Annotated in this window: 17 protein-coding genes; 5 read left to right on the top strand and 12 right to left on the bottom strand. The window is 60.1% G+C overall.

All coding sequences use genetic code 11. The features are described from left to right. Both cysD and BLV61_RS20675 read right to left on the bottom strand, forming a co-directional pair. Nucleotides 1-918, bottom strand: a complete 918-nt coding sequence (cysD, locus tag BLV61_RS20680) for a sulfate adenylyltransferase subunit CysD (protein ID WP_034147080.1) — start codon at nucleotides 916-918, stop codon at nucleotides 1-3. A 265-nt stretch (nucleotides 919-1183) separates the two neighbouring features. Continuing rightward, on the bottom strand, nucleotides 1184-1942 hold the full coding sequence (locus BLV61_RS20675; protein WP_047537773.1) for a Nif3-like dinuclear metal center hexameric protein: 759 nt from the start codon (nucleotides 1940-1942) through the stop codon (nucleotides 1184-1186). A 103-nt stretch (nucleotides 1943-2045) separates the two neighbouring features. Between BLV61_RS20675 and algW the strand changes: the two genes are divergently transcribed. The 3 genes from algW (at nucleotide 2046) to BLV61_RS20660 (ending at nucleotide 6131) form a co-directional block, all read left to right on the top strand. Further along, complete coding sequence (gene algW, locus BLV61_RS20670) at nucleotides 2046-3206, top strand: Do family serine endopeptidase AlgW (RefSeq protein ID WP_047537765.1); 1161 nt, start codon at nucleotides 2046-2048, stop codon at nucleotides 3204-3206. An 87-nt stretch (nucleotides 3207-3293) separates the two neighbouring features. Continuing rightward, nucleotides 3294-5399, top strand: coding sequence for a TonB-dependent siderophore receptor (locus BLV61_RS20665; protein ID WP_090467175.1), 2106 nt, complete (start codon nucleotides 3294-3296; stop codon nucleotides 5397-5399). Between the two features lie 12 nt (nucleotides 5400-5411). Beyond that, nucleotides 5412-6131 carry a DUF4198 domain-containing protein gene (locus BLV61_RS20660; protein ID WP_090467173.1) on the top strand — a complete coding sequence of 240 codons (720 nt, stop codon included), beginning with the start codon at nucleotides 5412-5414 and terminating at the stop codon, nucleotides 6129-6131. 58 nt (nucleotides 6132-6189) lie between these two features. Here BLV61_RS20660 and hisC read toward each other — a convergent pair whose 3' ends face one another. The 10 genes from hisC to BLV61_RS20610 form a co-directional block, all read right to left on the bottom strand. After that, nucleotides 6190-7242: a histidinol-phosphate transaminase gene (gene hisC, locus BLV61_RS20655; protein ID WP_047537760.1), complete on the bottom strand. Its 1053-nt coding sequence runs from the start codon at nucleotides 7240-7242 to the stop codon at nucleotides 6190-6192. Nucleotides 7243-7244: 2 nt separating this feature from the next. Further along, nucleotides 7245-8570, bottom strand: coding sequence for a histidinol dehydrogenase (gene hisD, locus BLV61_RS20650; RefSeq protein WP_090467171.1), 1326 nt, complete (start codon nucleotides 8568-8570; stop codon nucleotides 7245-7247). Nucleotides 8571-8696: 126 nt separating this feature from the next. Beyond that, entirely contained in the window at nucleotides 8697-9332 is a 636-nt protein-coding gene (gene hisG, locus BLV61_RS20645) for an ATP phosphoribosyltransferase (RefSeq protein WP_008018703.1), read from the bottom strand. A 126-nt stretch (nucleotides 9333-9458) separates the two neighbouring features. Continuing rightward, nucleotides 9459-10724, bottom strand: a complete 1266-nt coding sequence (gene murA / locus BLV61_RS20640) for a UDP-N-acetylglucosamine 1-carboxyvinyltransferase (RefSeq protein ID WP_090467169.1) — start codon at nucleotides 10722-10724, stop codon at nucleotides 9459-9461. Nucleotides 10725-10746: 22 nt separating this feature from the next. Next, entirely contained in the window at nucleotides 10747-10986 is a 240-nt protein-coding gene (locus BLV61_RS20635; protein WP_047537750.1) for a BolA family protein, read from the bottom strand. Between the two features lie 114 nt (nucleotides 10987-11100). Then, on the bottom strand, nucleotides 11101-11406 hold the full coding sequence (locus BLV61_RS20630; protein ID WP_047537747.1) for an STAS domain-containing protein: 306 nt from the start codon (nucleotides 11404-11406) through the stop codon (nucleotides 11101-11103). Then, entirely contained in the window at nucleotides 11403-12056 is a 654-nt protein-coding gene (locus tag BLV61_RS20625) for an MlaC/ttg2D family ABC transporter substrate-binding protein (RefSeq protein ID WP_047537745.1), read from the bottom strand. Before BLV61_RS20625 ends, BLV61_RS20630 begins: the two co-directional genes overlap by 4 nt. A gap of 11 nt (nucleotides 12057-12067) precedes the next feature. Next, complete coding sequence (gene mlaD / locus BLV61_RS20620; RefSeq protein WP_047537743.1) at nucleotides 12068-12535, bottom strand: outer membrane lipid asymmetry maintenance protein MlaD; 468 nt, start codon at nucleotides 12533-12535, stop codon at nucleotides 12068-12070. Continuing rightward, the gene (mlaE, locus tag BLV61_RS20615; RefSeq protein WP_047537739.1) at nucleotides 12535-13332 is read right to left on the bottom strand and encodes a lipid asymmetry maintenance ABC transporter permease subunit MlaE; all 798 of its coding nucleotides are present in this window, start codon (nucleotides 13330-13332) and stop codon (nucleotides 12535-12537) included. The genes mlaD and mlaE overlap by 1 nt, the downstream gene beginning before the upstream one ends. Beyond that, a complete protein-coding gene (locus BLV61_RS20610; protein ID WP_090467168.1) occupies nucleotides 13332-14141 on the bottom strand; it encodes an ATP-binding cassette domain-containing protein in 810 nt (269 codons plus the stop codon). The genes mlaE and BLV61_RS20610 overlap by 1 nt, the downstream gene beginning before the upstream one ends. A gap of 272 nt (nucleotides 14142-14413) precedes the next feature. Here BLV61_RS20610 and BLV61_RS20605 point away from each other — a divergent pair, with 272 nt between their 5' ends. After that, nucleotides 14414-15388: a KpsF/GutQ family sugar-phosphate isomerase gene (locus tag BLV61_RS20605; RefSeq protein ID WP_047537734.1), complete on the top strand. Its 975-nt coding sequence runs from the start codon at nucleotides 14414-14416 to the stop codon at nucleotides 15386-15388. Further along, nucleotides 15388-15912 (top strand): KdsC family phosphatase, encoded by a 525-nt coding sequence (locus BLV61_RS20600; protein WP_047537730.1) that lies wholly within the window; start codon nucleotides 15388-15390, stop codon nucleotides 15910-15912. The genes BLV61_RS20605 and BLV61_RS20600 overlap by 1 nt, the downstream gene beginning before the upstream one ends. The last annotated feature ends 8 nt before the right edge of the window (nucleotides 15913-15920 follow it).

The raw sequence follows: 15920 nt of genomic DNA, 5'->3' as shown, positions 1-15920 counted from the left end.
TTAGAAATAACCTTGACGTTTCTTGTCTTCCATCGAGCCGGCGCCATCGTGGTCGATGACACGGCCCTGGCGCTCGGAAGTTCGCGTCAGGAGCATTTCCTGAATGATGTCCGTGAGGCTTTCGGCCTCGGACTCCACCGCGCCCGTCAACGGGTAGCAGCCAAGGGTACGGAAACGCACTTTCTTTTTGACGATGCGCGCTTTGTCTTCATCGCTCAGGTGTTCGAGGATGCGCTCGTCGTCGATCATGATCAGCGTGCCGTTCTTCTCGATGACTTCACGCTCGGCGGCGAAGTACAGCGGGACGATCGGGATGCCTTCAAGGTAGATGTACTGCCAGATGTCCAGTTCGGTCCAGTTCGACAACGGGAACACACGAATGGATTCGCCCTTGTTGACCTTGCCGTTGTAGACGTTCCAGAGCTCCGGGCGCTGGTTTTTCGGATCCCAGCGGTGCTTGCTGTCGCGGAACGAGTACACGCGCTCCTTGGCGCGGGATTTCTCTTCATCGCGACGGGCACCACCGAAAGCGGCGTCGAAACCATATTTGTCCAATGCCTGCTTCAGGCCTTCGGTCTTCATGATGTCGGTGTGCTTGGCACTGCCGTGGGTAAACGGGTTGATGCCTTGCGCCACGCCGTCCGGGTTCACATGGGTGATCAGGTCCAGGCCCAGCTCGGCGACCATCTTGTCGCGGAACTTGTACATCTCCTGGAATTTCCACCGGGTGTCGACATGCATCACCGGAAACGGCAGCTTGCCAGGGAAAAACGCCTTGCGTGCCAGGTGCAGCATCACGGCGGAGTCTTTACCGATGGAGTACAGCATCACCGGGTTATCGAACTCGGCGGCCACCTCGCGGATGATGTGGATGCTTTCCGCCTCCAGCTGTTTCAGATGCGTCAGTTTGTCGACCATGGCTACTCACGAAAGCTTTCTTATGAACGGCCAGCGGGCCGTGTTCGAGCGGGGAATCCTAGCACAGCGCCCACTTCTAATCAGGACGCCAACTAGAACGAAAGAGCATATGAATATGCCCCCTCGTTTGGGCAGAACGCACCGCCCCCCCTGTAGGAGCGAGCCTGCTCGCGATGAACCCGAGAACGCCGCGGGGTGTCAGGCCCCCAGCGTTATCGTTGACGAACATCGCGAGCAGGCTCGCTCCTACAGGGATTGCGTTTTTTCAGATGGGGTTCGGGCAATCGATGAAGATGTGCTCCAGCGCAAATCTGCGCGCCAGATAGTCACCCAGTGCCTGAACGCCATAACGCTCGGTGGCGTGGTGGCCGGCGGCGATGAAGCTGATGTCGTTTTCCCGCGCGCTGTGGAACGTCTGTTCGGAGGCCTCGCCGCTCAGGTACAGATCGACACCCGCCAGAATGGCCTGATCGATGTAGCCCTGACCGCCCCCCGTGCACCAACCGACCCGACGAATCATCTCGCTGCCCTCGACCAGCAATGGCTCGCGGCCCATGACTTCCTGGACCCGGCGGGCAAAATCCCGAGGCATCATCGGCTCACTCAACGAACCGACCAGACCGACAATCTTCAGGTTGTCCGGGTCCAGCGGGCCTTCGACGGTGATGTCGAGCTGCCGGGCCAACTGCACGTTGTTACCGACATCCGGGTGCAGATCCAGCGGCAGGTGATAGGACAGCAGGCTGATATCGTGCTTGAGCAATGTCTTCAGGCGACGCTGCTTCATGCCGGTGATGCACGGGTTTTCGCCCTTCCAGAAATAGCCATGGTGCACCAGCACCAGGTCGGCGTTGGCTTCCACGGCGGCATCGAGCAACGCCTGGCTGGCGGTGACACCACTGACAATGCGCATCACTTGCGGCCGGCCTTCGACCTGCAGGCCGTTGGGGCAGTAATCGGCAATTTTCGAACTGCTGAGGTAACGGTCGGCTTCTTCGACCAGGGTGCTCAAGGCGACGGCCATGAAAGACTCCTAAATATCCCGTTCAGAGGCACGCGCGGCCTCGTATAATGCGCGACATTATGGGCGGTCCGATACCGCCTGCAACCCTCTCAGGACGTGCTTAATGCTCAAGGCGCTGCGTTTTTCCGGCTGGCCGCTACTGGCCGGCGTGCTTATCGCTCTGTTGATAATCCAGCGTTACCCGCAGTGGGTCGGGCTGCCAAGCCTCGACGTCAATCTGCAGCAAGCCCCGCAGACCACCAGCATGCAGCAAGGTCCGGTGTCCTATGCTGACGCAGTGACCACGGCCGCGCCATCCGTGGTGAACCTGTACACCACCAAAGTCATCAACAAACCCAGCCACCCGTTGTTCGAAGATCCGCAGTTCCGCCGTTTCTTCGGCGACAACTCGCCCAAGCAGAAACGCATGGAGTCGAGCCTCGGTTCGGGCGTGATCATGAGCCCGGAAGGCTACATCCTGACCAACAACCACGTGACCAGCGGTGCCGACCAGATAGTGGTCGCGCTCAAGGACGGGCGCGAAACCCTGGCCCGGGTGATCGGCAGCGACCCGGAGACCGACCTCGCGGTGCTGAAGATCGATTTGAAGAACTTGCCGGCGATCACTGTCGGCCGTTCCGACAACATCCGTATTGGCGATGTGGCCCTGGCCATCGGCAACCCGTTTGGTGTCGGCCAGACCGTGACCATGGGCATCATCAGTGCGACCGGGCGTAACCAGTTGGGCCTGAACAACTACGAAGACTTCATCCAGACCGACGCCGCGATCAACCCTGGCAACTCCGGCGGAGCGCTGATCGACGCCAACGGCAACCTGACCGGCATCAACACGGCGATTTTTTCCAAGTCCGGTGGCTCCCAGGGCATCGGCTTCGCGATCCCGATCAAACTGGCAATGGAAGTGATGAAGTCGATCATCGAGCACGGCCAAGTGATTCGCGGCTGGCTGGGTATTGAAGTGCAGCCATTGACCCAGGAGCTGGCGGAGTCCTTCGGTCTTTCTGGACGCCCGGGCATCGTCGTCGCCGGGATTTTCCGCGACGGCCCGGCGCAGAAGGCCGGCCTGCAATTGGGCGATGTGATCCTCAGCATCGACGGCGAACCGGCCGGTGATGGCCGTCGCTCGATGAATCAGGTCGCGCGGATCAAACCGACTGACAAGGTCACTGTTCAAGTGATGCGCAACGGCAAGGAGCTCAAGCTCACCGCGGAAATCGGCTTGCGTCCACCGCCGGCTCCGGTGAAGGAAAAAGAAGAAAACTAAACCTGGCCCGAGCATTTCGGGCCATTAGCAGACATTCTCATTAGACATGTTATATTGTTTCAATTATGGCAATTGGAACAACATAACATGTCGTCTCGAACAAAGGCCTCCGTGGCAAGCCTTGCCCTCGGGCTGCTGGGGAATCCGGTCTTAGCCGAAGAACCGCAAACCCTCGAACTGGACGCGATCAGCGTCACTTCAGATTACGAATCCGCCACCGGCCCGGTCGATGGCTACCGCGCCACCCGCTCTTCCAGCGCAACCAAAACCGACACCGCCATTCGCGACATCCCGCAATCGATCAGCGTGATTCCCGTCAGTGTGCTCAACGACTTGGGCAGCATCAGCGTCGAGCGTGCACTGGACTTCGCGGGCGGCGTGTCGAAACAGAACAACTTCGGCGGCCTGACGCTCTACGAATACAGCGTGCGCGGCTTCACCACCTCGGAATTCTACAAGGACGGATTCAGCGCCAATCGCGGCTACCCGAGCACGCCGGACGTGGTGAGTATCGAACGCATCGAAGTGCTCAAAGGCCCTGCTGCCAGTCTTTACGGTCGAGGCGATCCGGGCGGTACGGTGAATATCGTCACCAAAAAGCCCCGGCCCGAAGCCTTCGCCACCCTGCACACCAGCGCTGGCAGTTGGGATCGCTACCGCACCGCGCTGGACGTCAACACCCCATTGGATGAGGACGGCAACGTGTTGTCGCGGGTAAACCTGGCCATCGAGGACGGCCAGAGCTTTCGCGATCACGTTGACCGTGAGCGGGTGTTCGTCGCGCCCGCCTTCAGTTGGCAACTCAATCCCGACACGACGCTGCTGGTTGAAAGCGAGTTCGTGCGCCACCGCTCCACGTTCGACCGCGGCATCGTCGCGCCGAACAACGTGTGGAGCGGCGTTTCTCGTTCGACCTTCCTCGGCGAACCCAACGATGGCGACATCGACAACCACAACAACCTGCTGCAAGCCGCGCTCGAACATCACCTGAATGACGCCTGGAAACTGCGCCTGGCCAGTCACTACAAGCAAGGCAAACTCTGGGGCTTTGCCTCGGAAGCGCGCGCCTTGAATGCCGATGGCCACACCGTCAACCGTCGCTACCGCGAGCGTGACAACGATTGGCACGACAGCATTACCCAACTCGAACTGCGCGGATTATTCGACACCGGCCCGTGGCAGCACGAACTACTGATCGGCAGTGAATACGAGAACTACCGCAAGAACGAGCGCGTGACGACCATCGCCGGCAGCCCCTACGCCGTCGATATTGACCAACCGGTCTATGGCCAGCCGAAACCAGGCGGCGCACGTTCCGGCACTGACTTCTTCGAACACGTCGAAAGCCGAGCCCTGAACCTGCAGGATCAGATCCTCTTCACTGACACGTTGCGAGGCATGCTCGGTGCGCGTCTCGAACGGTTCGAACAAGGCATCGACGATCACACGCGCAACACCACCAACCGCCAGCAACACGACGCCCTTACGCAACGGGCCGGACTGCTGTATCAGCTGACACCCGAAATCGGCTTGTTCGCCAACGCCTCCACTTCGTTCAAACCGAACAATGGCCTGGACGCCGCAGGCAGATCCTTTGATCCGGAAGAAGGTGTTGGCTATGAAATCGGGATCAAGAGCGACCTGTTTGACGACCGTTTGAGCAGCACCCTCGCCGCCTTCCATATCGAAAAGAAAAATGTCCTCGCCCTCGACCCGGGTACCGACACCAGCCGCGCCATGGGCAAGGCCCGCAGCCAGGGATTCGATCTGCAAGTCGCCGGGCAAGTCACCGATGCCGTACGGGTGATCGGCGCCTTCGCTTACATCGATGCTGAAGTCACCGAGGGCGACAAGGTCATTCCAACCGGCAGCCGAATTCTCGGCGTCGCCAAACACAGCGGCAGTCTGTTGGGGGTTTATGCGTTTCAGGACGGTCGCTTGCGCGGATCGGATCTCGGTGCGGCCTTCACCTATGTCGGTGACCGCTCGGGCGAAGCCGGCAGCGACTTCCAATTGCCGGCTTATCACACGGTCGACCTGCTGGCCCATTACAAGGCCAGCGACAACGTCACTGTGGGCCTGAACCTCAACAACGTTTTCGACGAGAAATACTTCGAGCGTTCCTACAGCAACTACTGGGTCAACCCCGGCGAGCCGCGCAATTTCACCGTCAGCCTGACACTCACTCTATAAAAGGACGCCCCCATGCCCTCTCTCAAATCCCTGGCCCTGCTCAGTCTATTGTTCACCCATGAGGTTTCGGCCCATGGTCTCTGGACCGAACAACGTCGCGGTAACATCGAAGTGATTTACGGCCACGGCGCCGAGGACAATGCCTTCAAGGCGCAGAAAATCAGCGGCGCCTGGGCTTATGACATCAGCGGAAAAATGATTCCGGTGACCGTCCAGCGCCTGCCTGATCACGCGCGCCTGCAACCGCTGAAACCGCCCGCGGTGATCGCCGTGGCACTGGACAATGGCATGTGGTCGCAGACCACCGACAAGAAATGGGTCAACGAGGGGCGCAGCAAAGTACCGGGCGCGATCGAGTCGACACAGACGTTCAAGTACAGCCTGGCGATTTATCAGCCGGCCGCCAGGTTGCCCAGGCTTGATCAACTGAAGTTGCTGATTCTGCCGGAGGTCGATCCGCTGACCGTGGGGCCGGGCAATTCGCTGCCGGTGCGTGTGCTACTGGATGGCAAACCGGCGGCCGGGGTGAAGTTGGTGGGTGACTATCGCAATGCGCCGAACACCTTGAGCACCGAAACCGACGCGGACGGCCGGGCGCAAGTGCTGGTGCGCAATGAAGGGCTGAATGTGATTTCGGCTCAGGTGGAAGTGCCGGTGAAGGACAGCGCTGACGTGAGCAGTCGTGGTTTGTTCAGTTCGCTGACATTCCTGGGCGAACCGCATCACGAGTAAGTCAAAACAACACTAAACACTGTGGGAGCGAGCTCGCTCCCACAGAATCCGGGATGGTTTACAGATCGCCCAAACCGTCGATCAACGCCTGGTTCTGCTCAGGCGTACCGATGGAAATCCGCAGGAACTGCGCAATCCGCTCCTGTTTGAAGTGCCGGACGATCACGCCTTGCTCACGCAACTTCGCCGCCAGCCCCGCTGCATCGTGCTGCGGGTGACGGGCGAAAATGAAGTTCGCTGCCGACGGCAATACTTCGAAACCCTTCGCCTGCAGCTGTGCAATCAACTGCTCGCGACTCTCGATGACCAACCGGCAAGTCATGTCGAAGTACTCACGATCTTCAAACGCGGCCGCCGCACCGACATTCGCCATCCGATCCAGTGGATAGGAGTTGAAGCTGTTCTTGATTCGCTCCAGCGCCTCGATGAGGTCAGGATGCCCCACCGCCAAACCTACCCGCAGACCCGCCAGGGAACGGGACTTGGACAGCGTCTGAGTCACCAGCAGGTTCGGATAACGGTCCACCAGACTGATCGCGGTTTCTCCGCCGAAGTCGATGTAAGCCTCATCCACCACGACCACCGAATCCGGGCTGGCCTTGAGGATTTGCTCGATGGCGTCGAGGGCCAGCAGGCAACCGGTTGGCGCATTCGGGTTGGGGAAAATGATCCCGCCATTCGGCTTGGCGTAGTCCGCCGGGTCGATCCGGAAGTGCTCGTCCAGCGGCACCGCATCAAACCGGATGCCGTACAGACCGCAGTAGACCGGATAGAAGCTGTAGCTGATATCCGGGAACAGCAGCGGCTGATCGTGCTGCAACAGGCCGTGGAAAATGTGCGCCAGGACTTCATCGGACCCGTTGCCGAGGAACACCTGATTGCGCTGCACGCCGTAATACCCGGCGACCGCATTCTTGAGCAGATCGCTGTTCGGATCCGGGTACAACCGCAGGTTGTCGTTCAGCTCGGCCTGCATGGCGGCCAGTGCTTTGGGCGATGGGCCATACGGGTTTTCATTGGTGTTGAGCTTCACCAGTTTTGCCAGTTTCGGCTGCTCGCCCGGTACGTAAGGCACCAGATTCTTGACGAACGGGCTCCAGAATTTACTCATGCTCAGTTTCCCTTTTGTTCGTCAACGATACGGTATTCGGCACTGCGGGCGTGGGCGGTCAGCGACTCGCCACGGGCCAGCACGGAAGCGGTTTTGCCCAGTTCGGACGCCCCCTGCTCGGAGCAGAAGATGATCGACGAGCGCTTCTGGAAGTCGTAAACACCCAGCGGCGAGGAGAACCGCGCGGTGCCGGAAGTCGGCAACACGTGGTTGGGGCCCGCGCAATAGTCGCCCAAGGCTTCGGAGGTGTGACGGCCCATGAAGATCGCACCGGCGTGGCGGATCTGCGGCAGCCAGGCTTGCGGATCGGCCACCGACAACTCCAGGTGCTCCGGCGCGATGCGGTTGGCCACTTCAATGGCCTGGGCCATATCGCGAACCTGGATCAGCGCACCACGACCATTGATCGAGGTTTCGATGATTTGCGCGCGCTCCATGGTCGGCATCAGCTTGGCGATGCTGGCGGCCACTTTGTCGAGGAAATCGGCGTCGGGGCTGACCAGGATCGCCTGGGCGTCTTCATCGTGTTCGGCCTGGGAGAACAGGTCCATGGCGATCCAGTCCGGATCGGTCTGACCGTCGCACACCACGAGGATCTCGGACGGGCCGGCGATCATGTCGATACCGACCTGACCAAACACGTGGCGCTTGGCGGTGGCGACATAGATGTTGCCCGGCCCCACCACTTTGTCGACCTTCGGCACGCTTTCGGTGCCGTAGGCCAGCGCGGCGACAGCTTGTGCACCGCCAATGGTGAACACGCGGTCGACGCCGGAGATGCAGGCGGCGGCCAGCACCAGCTCATTGATCTCGCCACGCGGAGTCGGCACCACCATGACCACTTCGGTCACACCGGCAACCTTGGCCGGAATGGCGTTCATCAATACTGACGACGGGTACGACGCCTTGCCGCCCGGCACATACAGGCCGGCGCGGTCCAGCGGCGTGACCTTCTGGCCCAGCACCGTGCCGTCGGCCTCGGTGTAAGTCCAGGAGTCCTGTTTCTGCTTTTCGTGGTAGCTGCGCACGCGGGCCGCAGCTTTTTCCAAGGCTTCGCGCTGCGCTACCGTGATGCGCGTGAGCGCCAGTTCCAGGCGTTCGCGCGGCAGGATCAGGTCGGCCATTGACGCGACATCGAGCCCGTCGAATTGGCGGGTGAATTCCACCAGCGCGGCATCGCCACGCTCGCGCACGGCCTTGATGATGTCCAGCACCCGCTGATTGACCGAGTCGTCAGACACACTTTCCCAGCTCAGCAGATGATCCAGATGATGTGCGAAATCCGGGTCAGCAGCGTTGAGTCGGCGAATTGCAGTCGGTGCGGTCATAGCGAGAGCCTCATAGGATTGGCAAAAACTCAGGCGCCCTAACTTAGCAGTCGTTTCCGCTTGGGCACCTGAGAATTCTGGCTATGAGGCGGATAGACGGGCGCGACTCAAGGTCGCGCAGGTGAATCAGCCGCGGTGTCGAGACTCCACTGCCTTGCGCAGGGTGTCGATCAACGCCTGAATACGGGCGTGTTGCATTTTCATCGAAGCTTTGTTGACGATCAGCCGGGAGCTGATGGCAGCAATGAAGTCCTGTGGCTCCAGACCGTTGGCCCGCAGCGTGTTCCCCGTGTCGACCACGTCGATGATCTTGTCGGCCAGGCCGATCAGCGGCGCCAGCTCCATCGAACCGTAAAGCTTGATGATGTCGACCTGGCGACCCTGTTCGGCGTAGTAACGCTTGGCAACGTTGACGAATTTAGTGGCGATTCGCAGACGGCCCTTGGGCTCGACTGCGCCGACCTTGCCGGCCGTCATCAGTTTGCACTGGGCAATTTGCAGGTCCAGCGGCTCGTACAGGCCCTGGCCGCCGTATTCCATCAGCACGTCTTTACCGGCGACACCCAGGTCGGCGGCGCCATGCTCGACGTAGGTCGGCACATCGGTGGCACGCACGATCAGCAGGCGTACATCTTCCTGGGTCGTGGGGATGATCAGCTTGCGACTCTTGTCCGGATTCTCGGTCGGCACGATGCCTGCTTCAGCCAGAAGCGGCAAGGTGTCATCAAGGATGCGGCCCTTGGACAGTGCGATGGTCAACATGGGAAACGTCAGTCCTTATCAAGGTACTCATGCCCGGTCGCAAACGGCGCCGGGCACACGTCGAGCCGGAATCCGGCTCGACTTCAACAATTCAACGGGCATGTCCTTATGCCCATGCAGCAGGAACTAGCCCGGTACGCGGCGAATCTTGGCGCCGAGCATCTGCAGTTTCTCTTCGATGCACTCGTAACCACGGTCGATGTGGTAGATGCGATCGATCAGGGTATCGCCTTCGGCGATCAGCGCCGAGATGACCAGGCTGGCCGAAGCGCGCAGGTCGGTCGCCATGACTGGCGCGCCCTTGAGCTTTTCGGTGCCGGTTACGATGGCGGTGTTGCCTTCGACCTGGATCTTGGCGCCCATGCGGTGCAGTTCGTAAACGTGCATGAAGCGGTTTTCGAAGATCGTCTCGATCACGGCGCCCGTGCCTTCGGCAATGGCGTTGAGGGAAATGAACTGCGCTTGCATGTCAGTCGGGAACGCCGGATACGGTGCAGTGCGCACGTTGACGGCTTTCGGCCGCTTGCCGTGCATGTTCAGTTCGATCCAGTCTTCGCCGCAGGTGATTTCCGCGCCCGCTTCCCGGAGTTTTTCCAGAACGGCTTCGAGGATGGTCGGATCGGTGTCCTTGACCTTCACGCGACCGCCAGTCACCGCAGCGGCGACCAGATAGGTGCCGGTTTCGATACGGTCGGGCATCACTTTGTAAGTGGTGGTGTGCAGACGCTCGACGCCATCGATGGTGATGGTGTCGGTGCCAGCACCGGAAACCTTGGCACCCATGGCGTTCAGGAAGTTCGCCAGGTCGACGACCTCAGGCTCGCGTGCGGCGTTGGCCAGTACACTGCGGCCCTTGGCCAGAGCGGCGGCCATCATGATGTTCTCGGTACCGGTCACACTGACGGTGTCGAAGAAGAAGTGCGCGCCACGCAGGCCGCCCTCCGGCGCCTTGGCCTTGATGTAGCCGCCTTCGACGTCGATGACCGCGCCCATGGCTTCGAGGCCACGGATGTGCAGGTCAACCGGACGCGAACCGATGGCGCAACCGCCAGGCAGTGCGACTTCGGCTTCACCGAAACGGGCAACCATCGGGCCCAGTACCAGGATCGACGCACGCATGGTTTTCACCAGCTCGTACGGAGCGATCAGGGTCTTGATGGTGCGCGGGTCGATTTCGACGGCCAGTTTCTCGTCGATGACCGGCTCGATGCCCATGCGACCGAACAGCTCGATCATGGTGGTGATGTCGTGCAGGTGCGGCAGGTTGGCCACAGTCACAGGGCCATCGCACAGCAGCGTCGCAGCCAGGATCGGCAGGGCAGAGTTCTTTGCCCCGGAGATGCGGATCTCGCCGTCAAGACGAGCTCCGCCAGTAATAATCAATTTATCCATAAGAATCTCGACGCCCTTGGGCTCAGGTGCGCTCGGCCCAGGCCGCGCTGCTGAAAAATTTCATAGTGACCGCGTGGATGCTGCCATCGGTGATCCACGGGTTCAAATGGGCATAGATCTGCTGCTGACGCTTGACCGGGCTCAATGCCGCCAGTTCATCGCTAATCACGTTCAGCTGGAAATTGCAGCCTTCGCCCTCAACTTCTACCTGAGTTCCTGGCAGCTTTCCTTCAAGGAAGCTCTTCACTTCGGTGGCCTGCATGCTCAACCTCAATCGGCGCCCTGTGCGCGCGGGTCGGACATCATACAAAAAAGCCCCGCGCCTGCGAACCCCGCGAAGCAGGACTCTGACGGGGGGCTACTTTATCGATGCGGGTTAGGGATGCGCCAACAGCTCGGTCAGCTCACTGACCTGAGCAATTTCGCGCATGTCTTCGGGCATCCCGCGGATGCTCAGCGCCTTGCCGGCCGCCTGGGCATCTCGCATGAAGCACAGCAGCAAGGACAGGCCGACACTGCTGGACTTCTCCACCGCCGAACAATCGATCACCAGGGCCGCAGCCTTGCTGGACTTGATCAGCGCCTGCCCCTGCTCGCGCAGGCCAGGGCCGGTGCGGTAATCCAGCACGCCACTGAGCAACAGTTCGCCGGTTTCGTTCATGCGAACGGCAGAATCACTCATTGGGCTGGCTTCTGGTCGGTTTTTTCGGTAGCGGCCTTGGCTTTGGCAACTTCCCCTGCCCAATTGTCGATGGTCGCCTGCAGGTTGTTGCCATTGCGCGACATTGCATCGGCGAACTGATCGCGGAACAGTTTGCCGATGTTGATGCCGTTGATGATGACGTTGCGCAGCTTCCACTCGCCATTGATCTTCTCGAGTGTGTACTGCACTGGATAGATCGCGCCATTGCTGCCCTTGACCGTCATGCCGACGCTGGTGCGGTCGCCCGACTCATCCTTGGCAGGGTCAACGACGATGCCCTGGTTGTTGTACTCAAGCAGCGCATTGCCATAGAACTGGAACAAACCTTTCTTGAAATTTTCTTCAAAGGTCTTCATTTGCTCAGGGGTGGCTTTACGCGAGTACTTGACCGTCATGATGCTCTTGGAAATACCCTCGGCATCCACCACGGGGCCGACGATGGTGTTCAGCGCCGCATAAAAGTCATTCGGGTCCTTCTTGTATTTCTCTTTGTTGGCCGCCAGGTCGGCGAGCAACCGATTGGTCGTGTCCTGTACCAGATCGTGCGCGGAAGGCGCCGCCACGGCGTTAGCTACCAACGGCAGGGCCGCGAGCAACACCAACAGGCCACGTCGCAAGATTGAGATCATTTAACAGCTCCTCATTTGGCGTCTTTGCTAACGGTATTGAGCAGGAATTTACCGATCAGGTCTTCCAGCACCAGCGACGACTGGGTGTCGTGGATGGTTCCGCCATCCTTGAGCAAGGCTTCTTCCCCACCCACGCTGATACCGATGTACTTCTCGCCCAACAGGCCAGCGGTCAGGATAGATGCAGTGGAGTCGGCGGGCAGGTTATCTACGCGTTTTTCCACCTGCATGGTCACCCGACCCGTGAAACTGTCGCGATCCAGATCGATTGCGGTGACCTTGCCGATGGTGACACCCGCCATGGTCACTTTGGCTCTGACCGTCAAACCGGCGATATTGTCAAAGTACGCATAAAGTTTATAGGTGTCGGTGCTCGGGCTCGGCGAGAGGCCACTGACCCGCAGCGCCAGCAGCAACAAAGCCAGGATGCCAGCCAGCAAGAAAAGGCCGACACCGATTTCCAGGGTGCGGTTTTGCATCAGAAATCTCCAAACATCAAAGCAGTCAGAATAAAGTCCAGGCCCAGCACTGCCAGGGAGGCATACACCACGGTCTTGGTAGTGGCACGACTGATCCCCTCGGAAGTGGGCTCGCAGTCATAGCCTTGGAATACGGCGATCCAGGTCACGACAAAGGCGAAGACGATGCTTTTGATGATGCCGTTGAGCACATCATCCGTGAACGTCACGCTGTTCTGCATGTTCGACCAGTAGGAACCTTCATAGACACCCAGCCAGTCGACCGCTACCCACGAACCGCCCCAGATGCCCACCACGCTGAAAATCATGGCCAGCACCGGCAGGGAAATGAAGCCGGCCCAGAGGCGCGGGGCAATAATGTACTTGAGCGGGTCGACCCCGATCATTTCCAGGCTGGACAGCTGTTCGGTGGACTTCATGTTGCCGATTTCCGCCGTCAGCGCCGAACCGGCACGCCCGGCAAACAGCAACGCAGTCACCACAGGCCCCAGTTCGCGCAGCAGCGTCAGCGCCACCATCTGCCCGACCGCCTGCTCCGAACCGTAGCTGGACAGAATGTTGAAACCTTGCAGCGCCAGTACCATGCCGATGAACACACCGGAGACCACGATGATCACCAGGGACATCACGCCCACCGAGTGCAACTGCTTGACCAGCAAGCCAAAACCGCCGCCAATACCGCCACGCCCAAGAAGCGCGTGAAACAGAAATATGGCCGAACGACCGAACACCGACAGCACATCGATGCCGGCCTGGCCGAACCGGCGCACTCGCTCTATAAGTGAAATCTTGCGCATCAACGCTTCCCCAGAAGATCTGCGCGGTAGTCCGTCGCTGGAAAGTGATAGGGGACCGGACCGTCCGGATCGCCTGTCATGAATTGACGGATACGCGGCTCGTCCGAGTTCATCAGCTCGTCAGGCGTGCCCTGCCCCAACACCTGCCCGTCGCCGACCACATAGATGTAGTCGGCGATGCTCGCGGTTTCGGCCAGGTCGTGGGAGACCACGATGCTGGTGATGCCCAATGCATCGTTGAGCAAGCGGATCAGGCGCACCAGTACGCCCATGGCGATAGGGTCCTGACCGACAAAGGGCTCGTCGTACATGAGAATTTGCGGATCGAGCGCAATCGCCCTCGCCAGCGCGACGCGGCGCTTCATGCCGCCTGACAGCTCGTCGGGCATCAGATCAAGGGCGCCGCGCAAACCCACGGCCTGCAATTTGAGCAGGACGATATCGCGGATCATTTCTTCCGGCAGTTGGGTGTGAACACGCAGCGGAAAGGCGACGTTCTCGAACACATCGAGGTCGGTAAAGAGTGCGCCGCTCTGAAACAGCACGCCCATGTGCTTGCGGGCGTCGAACAGATCGCTGCGCGACAGTTTTGGCAGGTTCTGACCGTTGACCCAGACTTCGCCATTGGTAGGCCGCAATTGTGCGCCCATCAACCGCAACAGCGTGGTCTTGCCACACCCGGAAGGCCCCATGATGCCGGTGACCTTGCCGCGGGGAATACGGATATCGACGTTATTGAAAATGCTGCGCGCACCGCGCTTGAAGGTCAGTCCCTTCAGCTCGACCGCGTAGGCGTTATCGGCACTCATCTAAACTCCTTGCGATGCAGCCTCTCACTCGGACGCCTGGCTTCCTGACAAAAGCACATCCGCCGAGCGGGCCGAACTGGCGGCGAACTATATCACTGCAATGGCCACGCGCCCAAGGCCAATGCCGAGCCATATTCAGCAACAAGACAGGCAAAAACGCTCATTTAGAGGGATTGAGCAGCATGGAGAGACAATGCTCGACAAACTTGCGTGAGGGTTTCGATCATAACCGCTATAATCGCCGCCTTTTCATCAGGCTATACGATTCAGACATGAGCCAATCCAGCGACCTGATTCAATCAGCACAACGCACCATCCGCCTCGAGGTAGAAGCCGTACAAAGCTTGCTACCGCATATCGACGCAGATTTCGTACGCGCCTGCGAGATGATTCTGGCCAGCAAAGGCCGCGTAGTCGTGGTCGGCATGGGCAAGTCGGGGCATATCGGCAACAAGATCGCCGCCACCCTGGCCAGCACCGGCACCACCGCATTTTTCGTGCATCCGGCCGAAGCCAGCCACGGCGACATGGGAATGATCACCCGCGACGACATCATCCTGGCGCTGTCGAACTCCGGCTCGACCAATGAAATCGTCACCCTGCTGCCACTGATCAAGCGTCTGGGCATCCAGCTGATCAGCATGACCGGCAACCCGAACTCGCCGCTGGCCAAGGCCGCCGAGGTCAACCTGAACGTTCACGTCGAGCACGAAGCCTGCCCGCTGAACCTGGCCCCCACTTCCTCTACTACGGCGGCGCTGGTCATGGGCGACGCCCTGTCCGTCGCACTGCTGGAAGCGCGCGGCTTTACCGCCGAAGACTTTGCCTTTTCCCATCCCGGTGGAGCATTGGGCCGACGCCTGCTGCTGAAGGTGGAAAATGTCATGCACGCCGGGCAAGAGTTGCCACAGGTTCAGCGCGGCACCTTGCTCAAGGATGCGCTGATGGAAATGACTCGCAAGGGCCTTGGCATGACAGTCATCCTCGAGGCCGACGGCAAGCTGGCCGGGATCTTCACCGACGGCGACTTGCGCCGCACCCTGGACCGCAGCGTCGACATCCATAGCGCCACGATAGATCAGGTCATGACCGTGCACGGCAAGACCGCCCGCGCCGAGATGCTCGCCGCCGAGGCCCTGAAAATCATGGAAGATCATAAAATCAACGCATTGGTCGTGGTCGACAGCGAAGACCGCCCGGTCGGCGCCTTGAACATGCACGACTTGCTGCGTGCAGGAGTAATGTAATGAGCGCGGACCTGCTGCAACGCGGCCAACACATCAAACTGGCAGTATTCGATGTCGATGGCGTCCTGACCGACGGGCGCCTGTACTTTCTCGAAGACGGCAGCGAATTCAAGACCTTCAATACCCTCGACGGCCAGGGCATCAAGATGCTGATGGCGGCCGGCGTCCAGACCGCGATCATCAGCGGCCGCAAAACCCCGGTGGTTGAGCGACGGGCGAAAAACCTTGGCATCCCGCATCTGTACCAGGGGCGCGAAGACAAACTGGTGGTGCTCGACGAGCTTCTCGGCCAACTCAACCTAAGCTATGAGCAGGTCGCTTATCTAGGCGACGACCTGCCGGACCTGCCGGTCATTCGCCGCGTCGGCCTGGGCATGGCGGTGGCCAATGCCGCAAGCTTTGTGCGTGAACACGCTCACGGAGTAACCCAGGCCCGCGGTGGCGAGGGTGCCGCCCGCGAATTCTGCGAATTGATCCTGCGCGCCCAGGGCCGTCTCGATGCGGCCAACGCCGCGTACCTGTGAGCCAAACC

It is taken from the genome of Pseudomonas mohnii (assembly GCF_900105115.1).
GTDB lineage: Bacteria > Pseudomonadota > Gammaproteobacteria > Pseudomonadales > Pseudomonadaceae > Aquipseudomonas > Aquipseudomonas mohnii.
The sequence above is the reverse complement of the archived record's forward strand: the minus strand, read 5'-3'. Positions and strand labels throughout refer to the sequence as shown.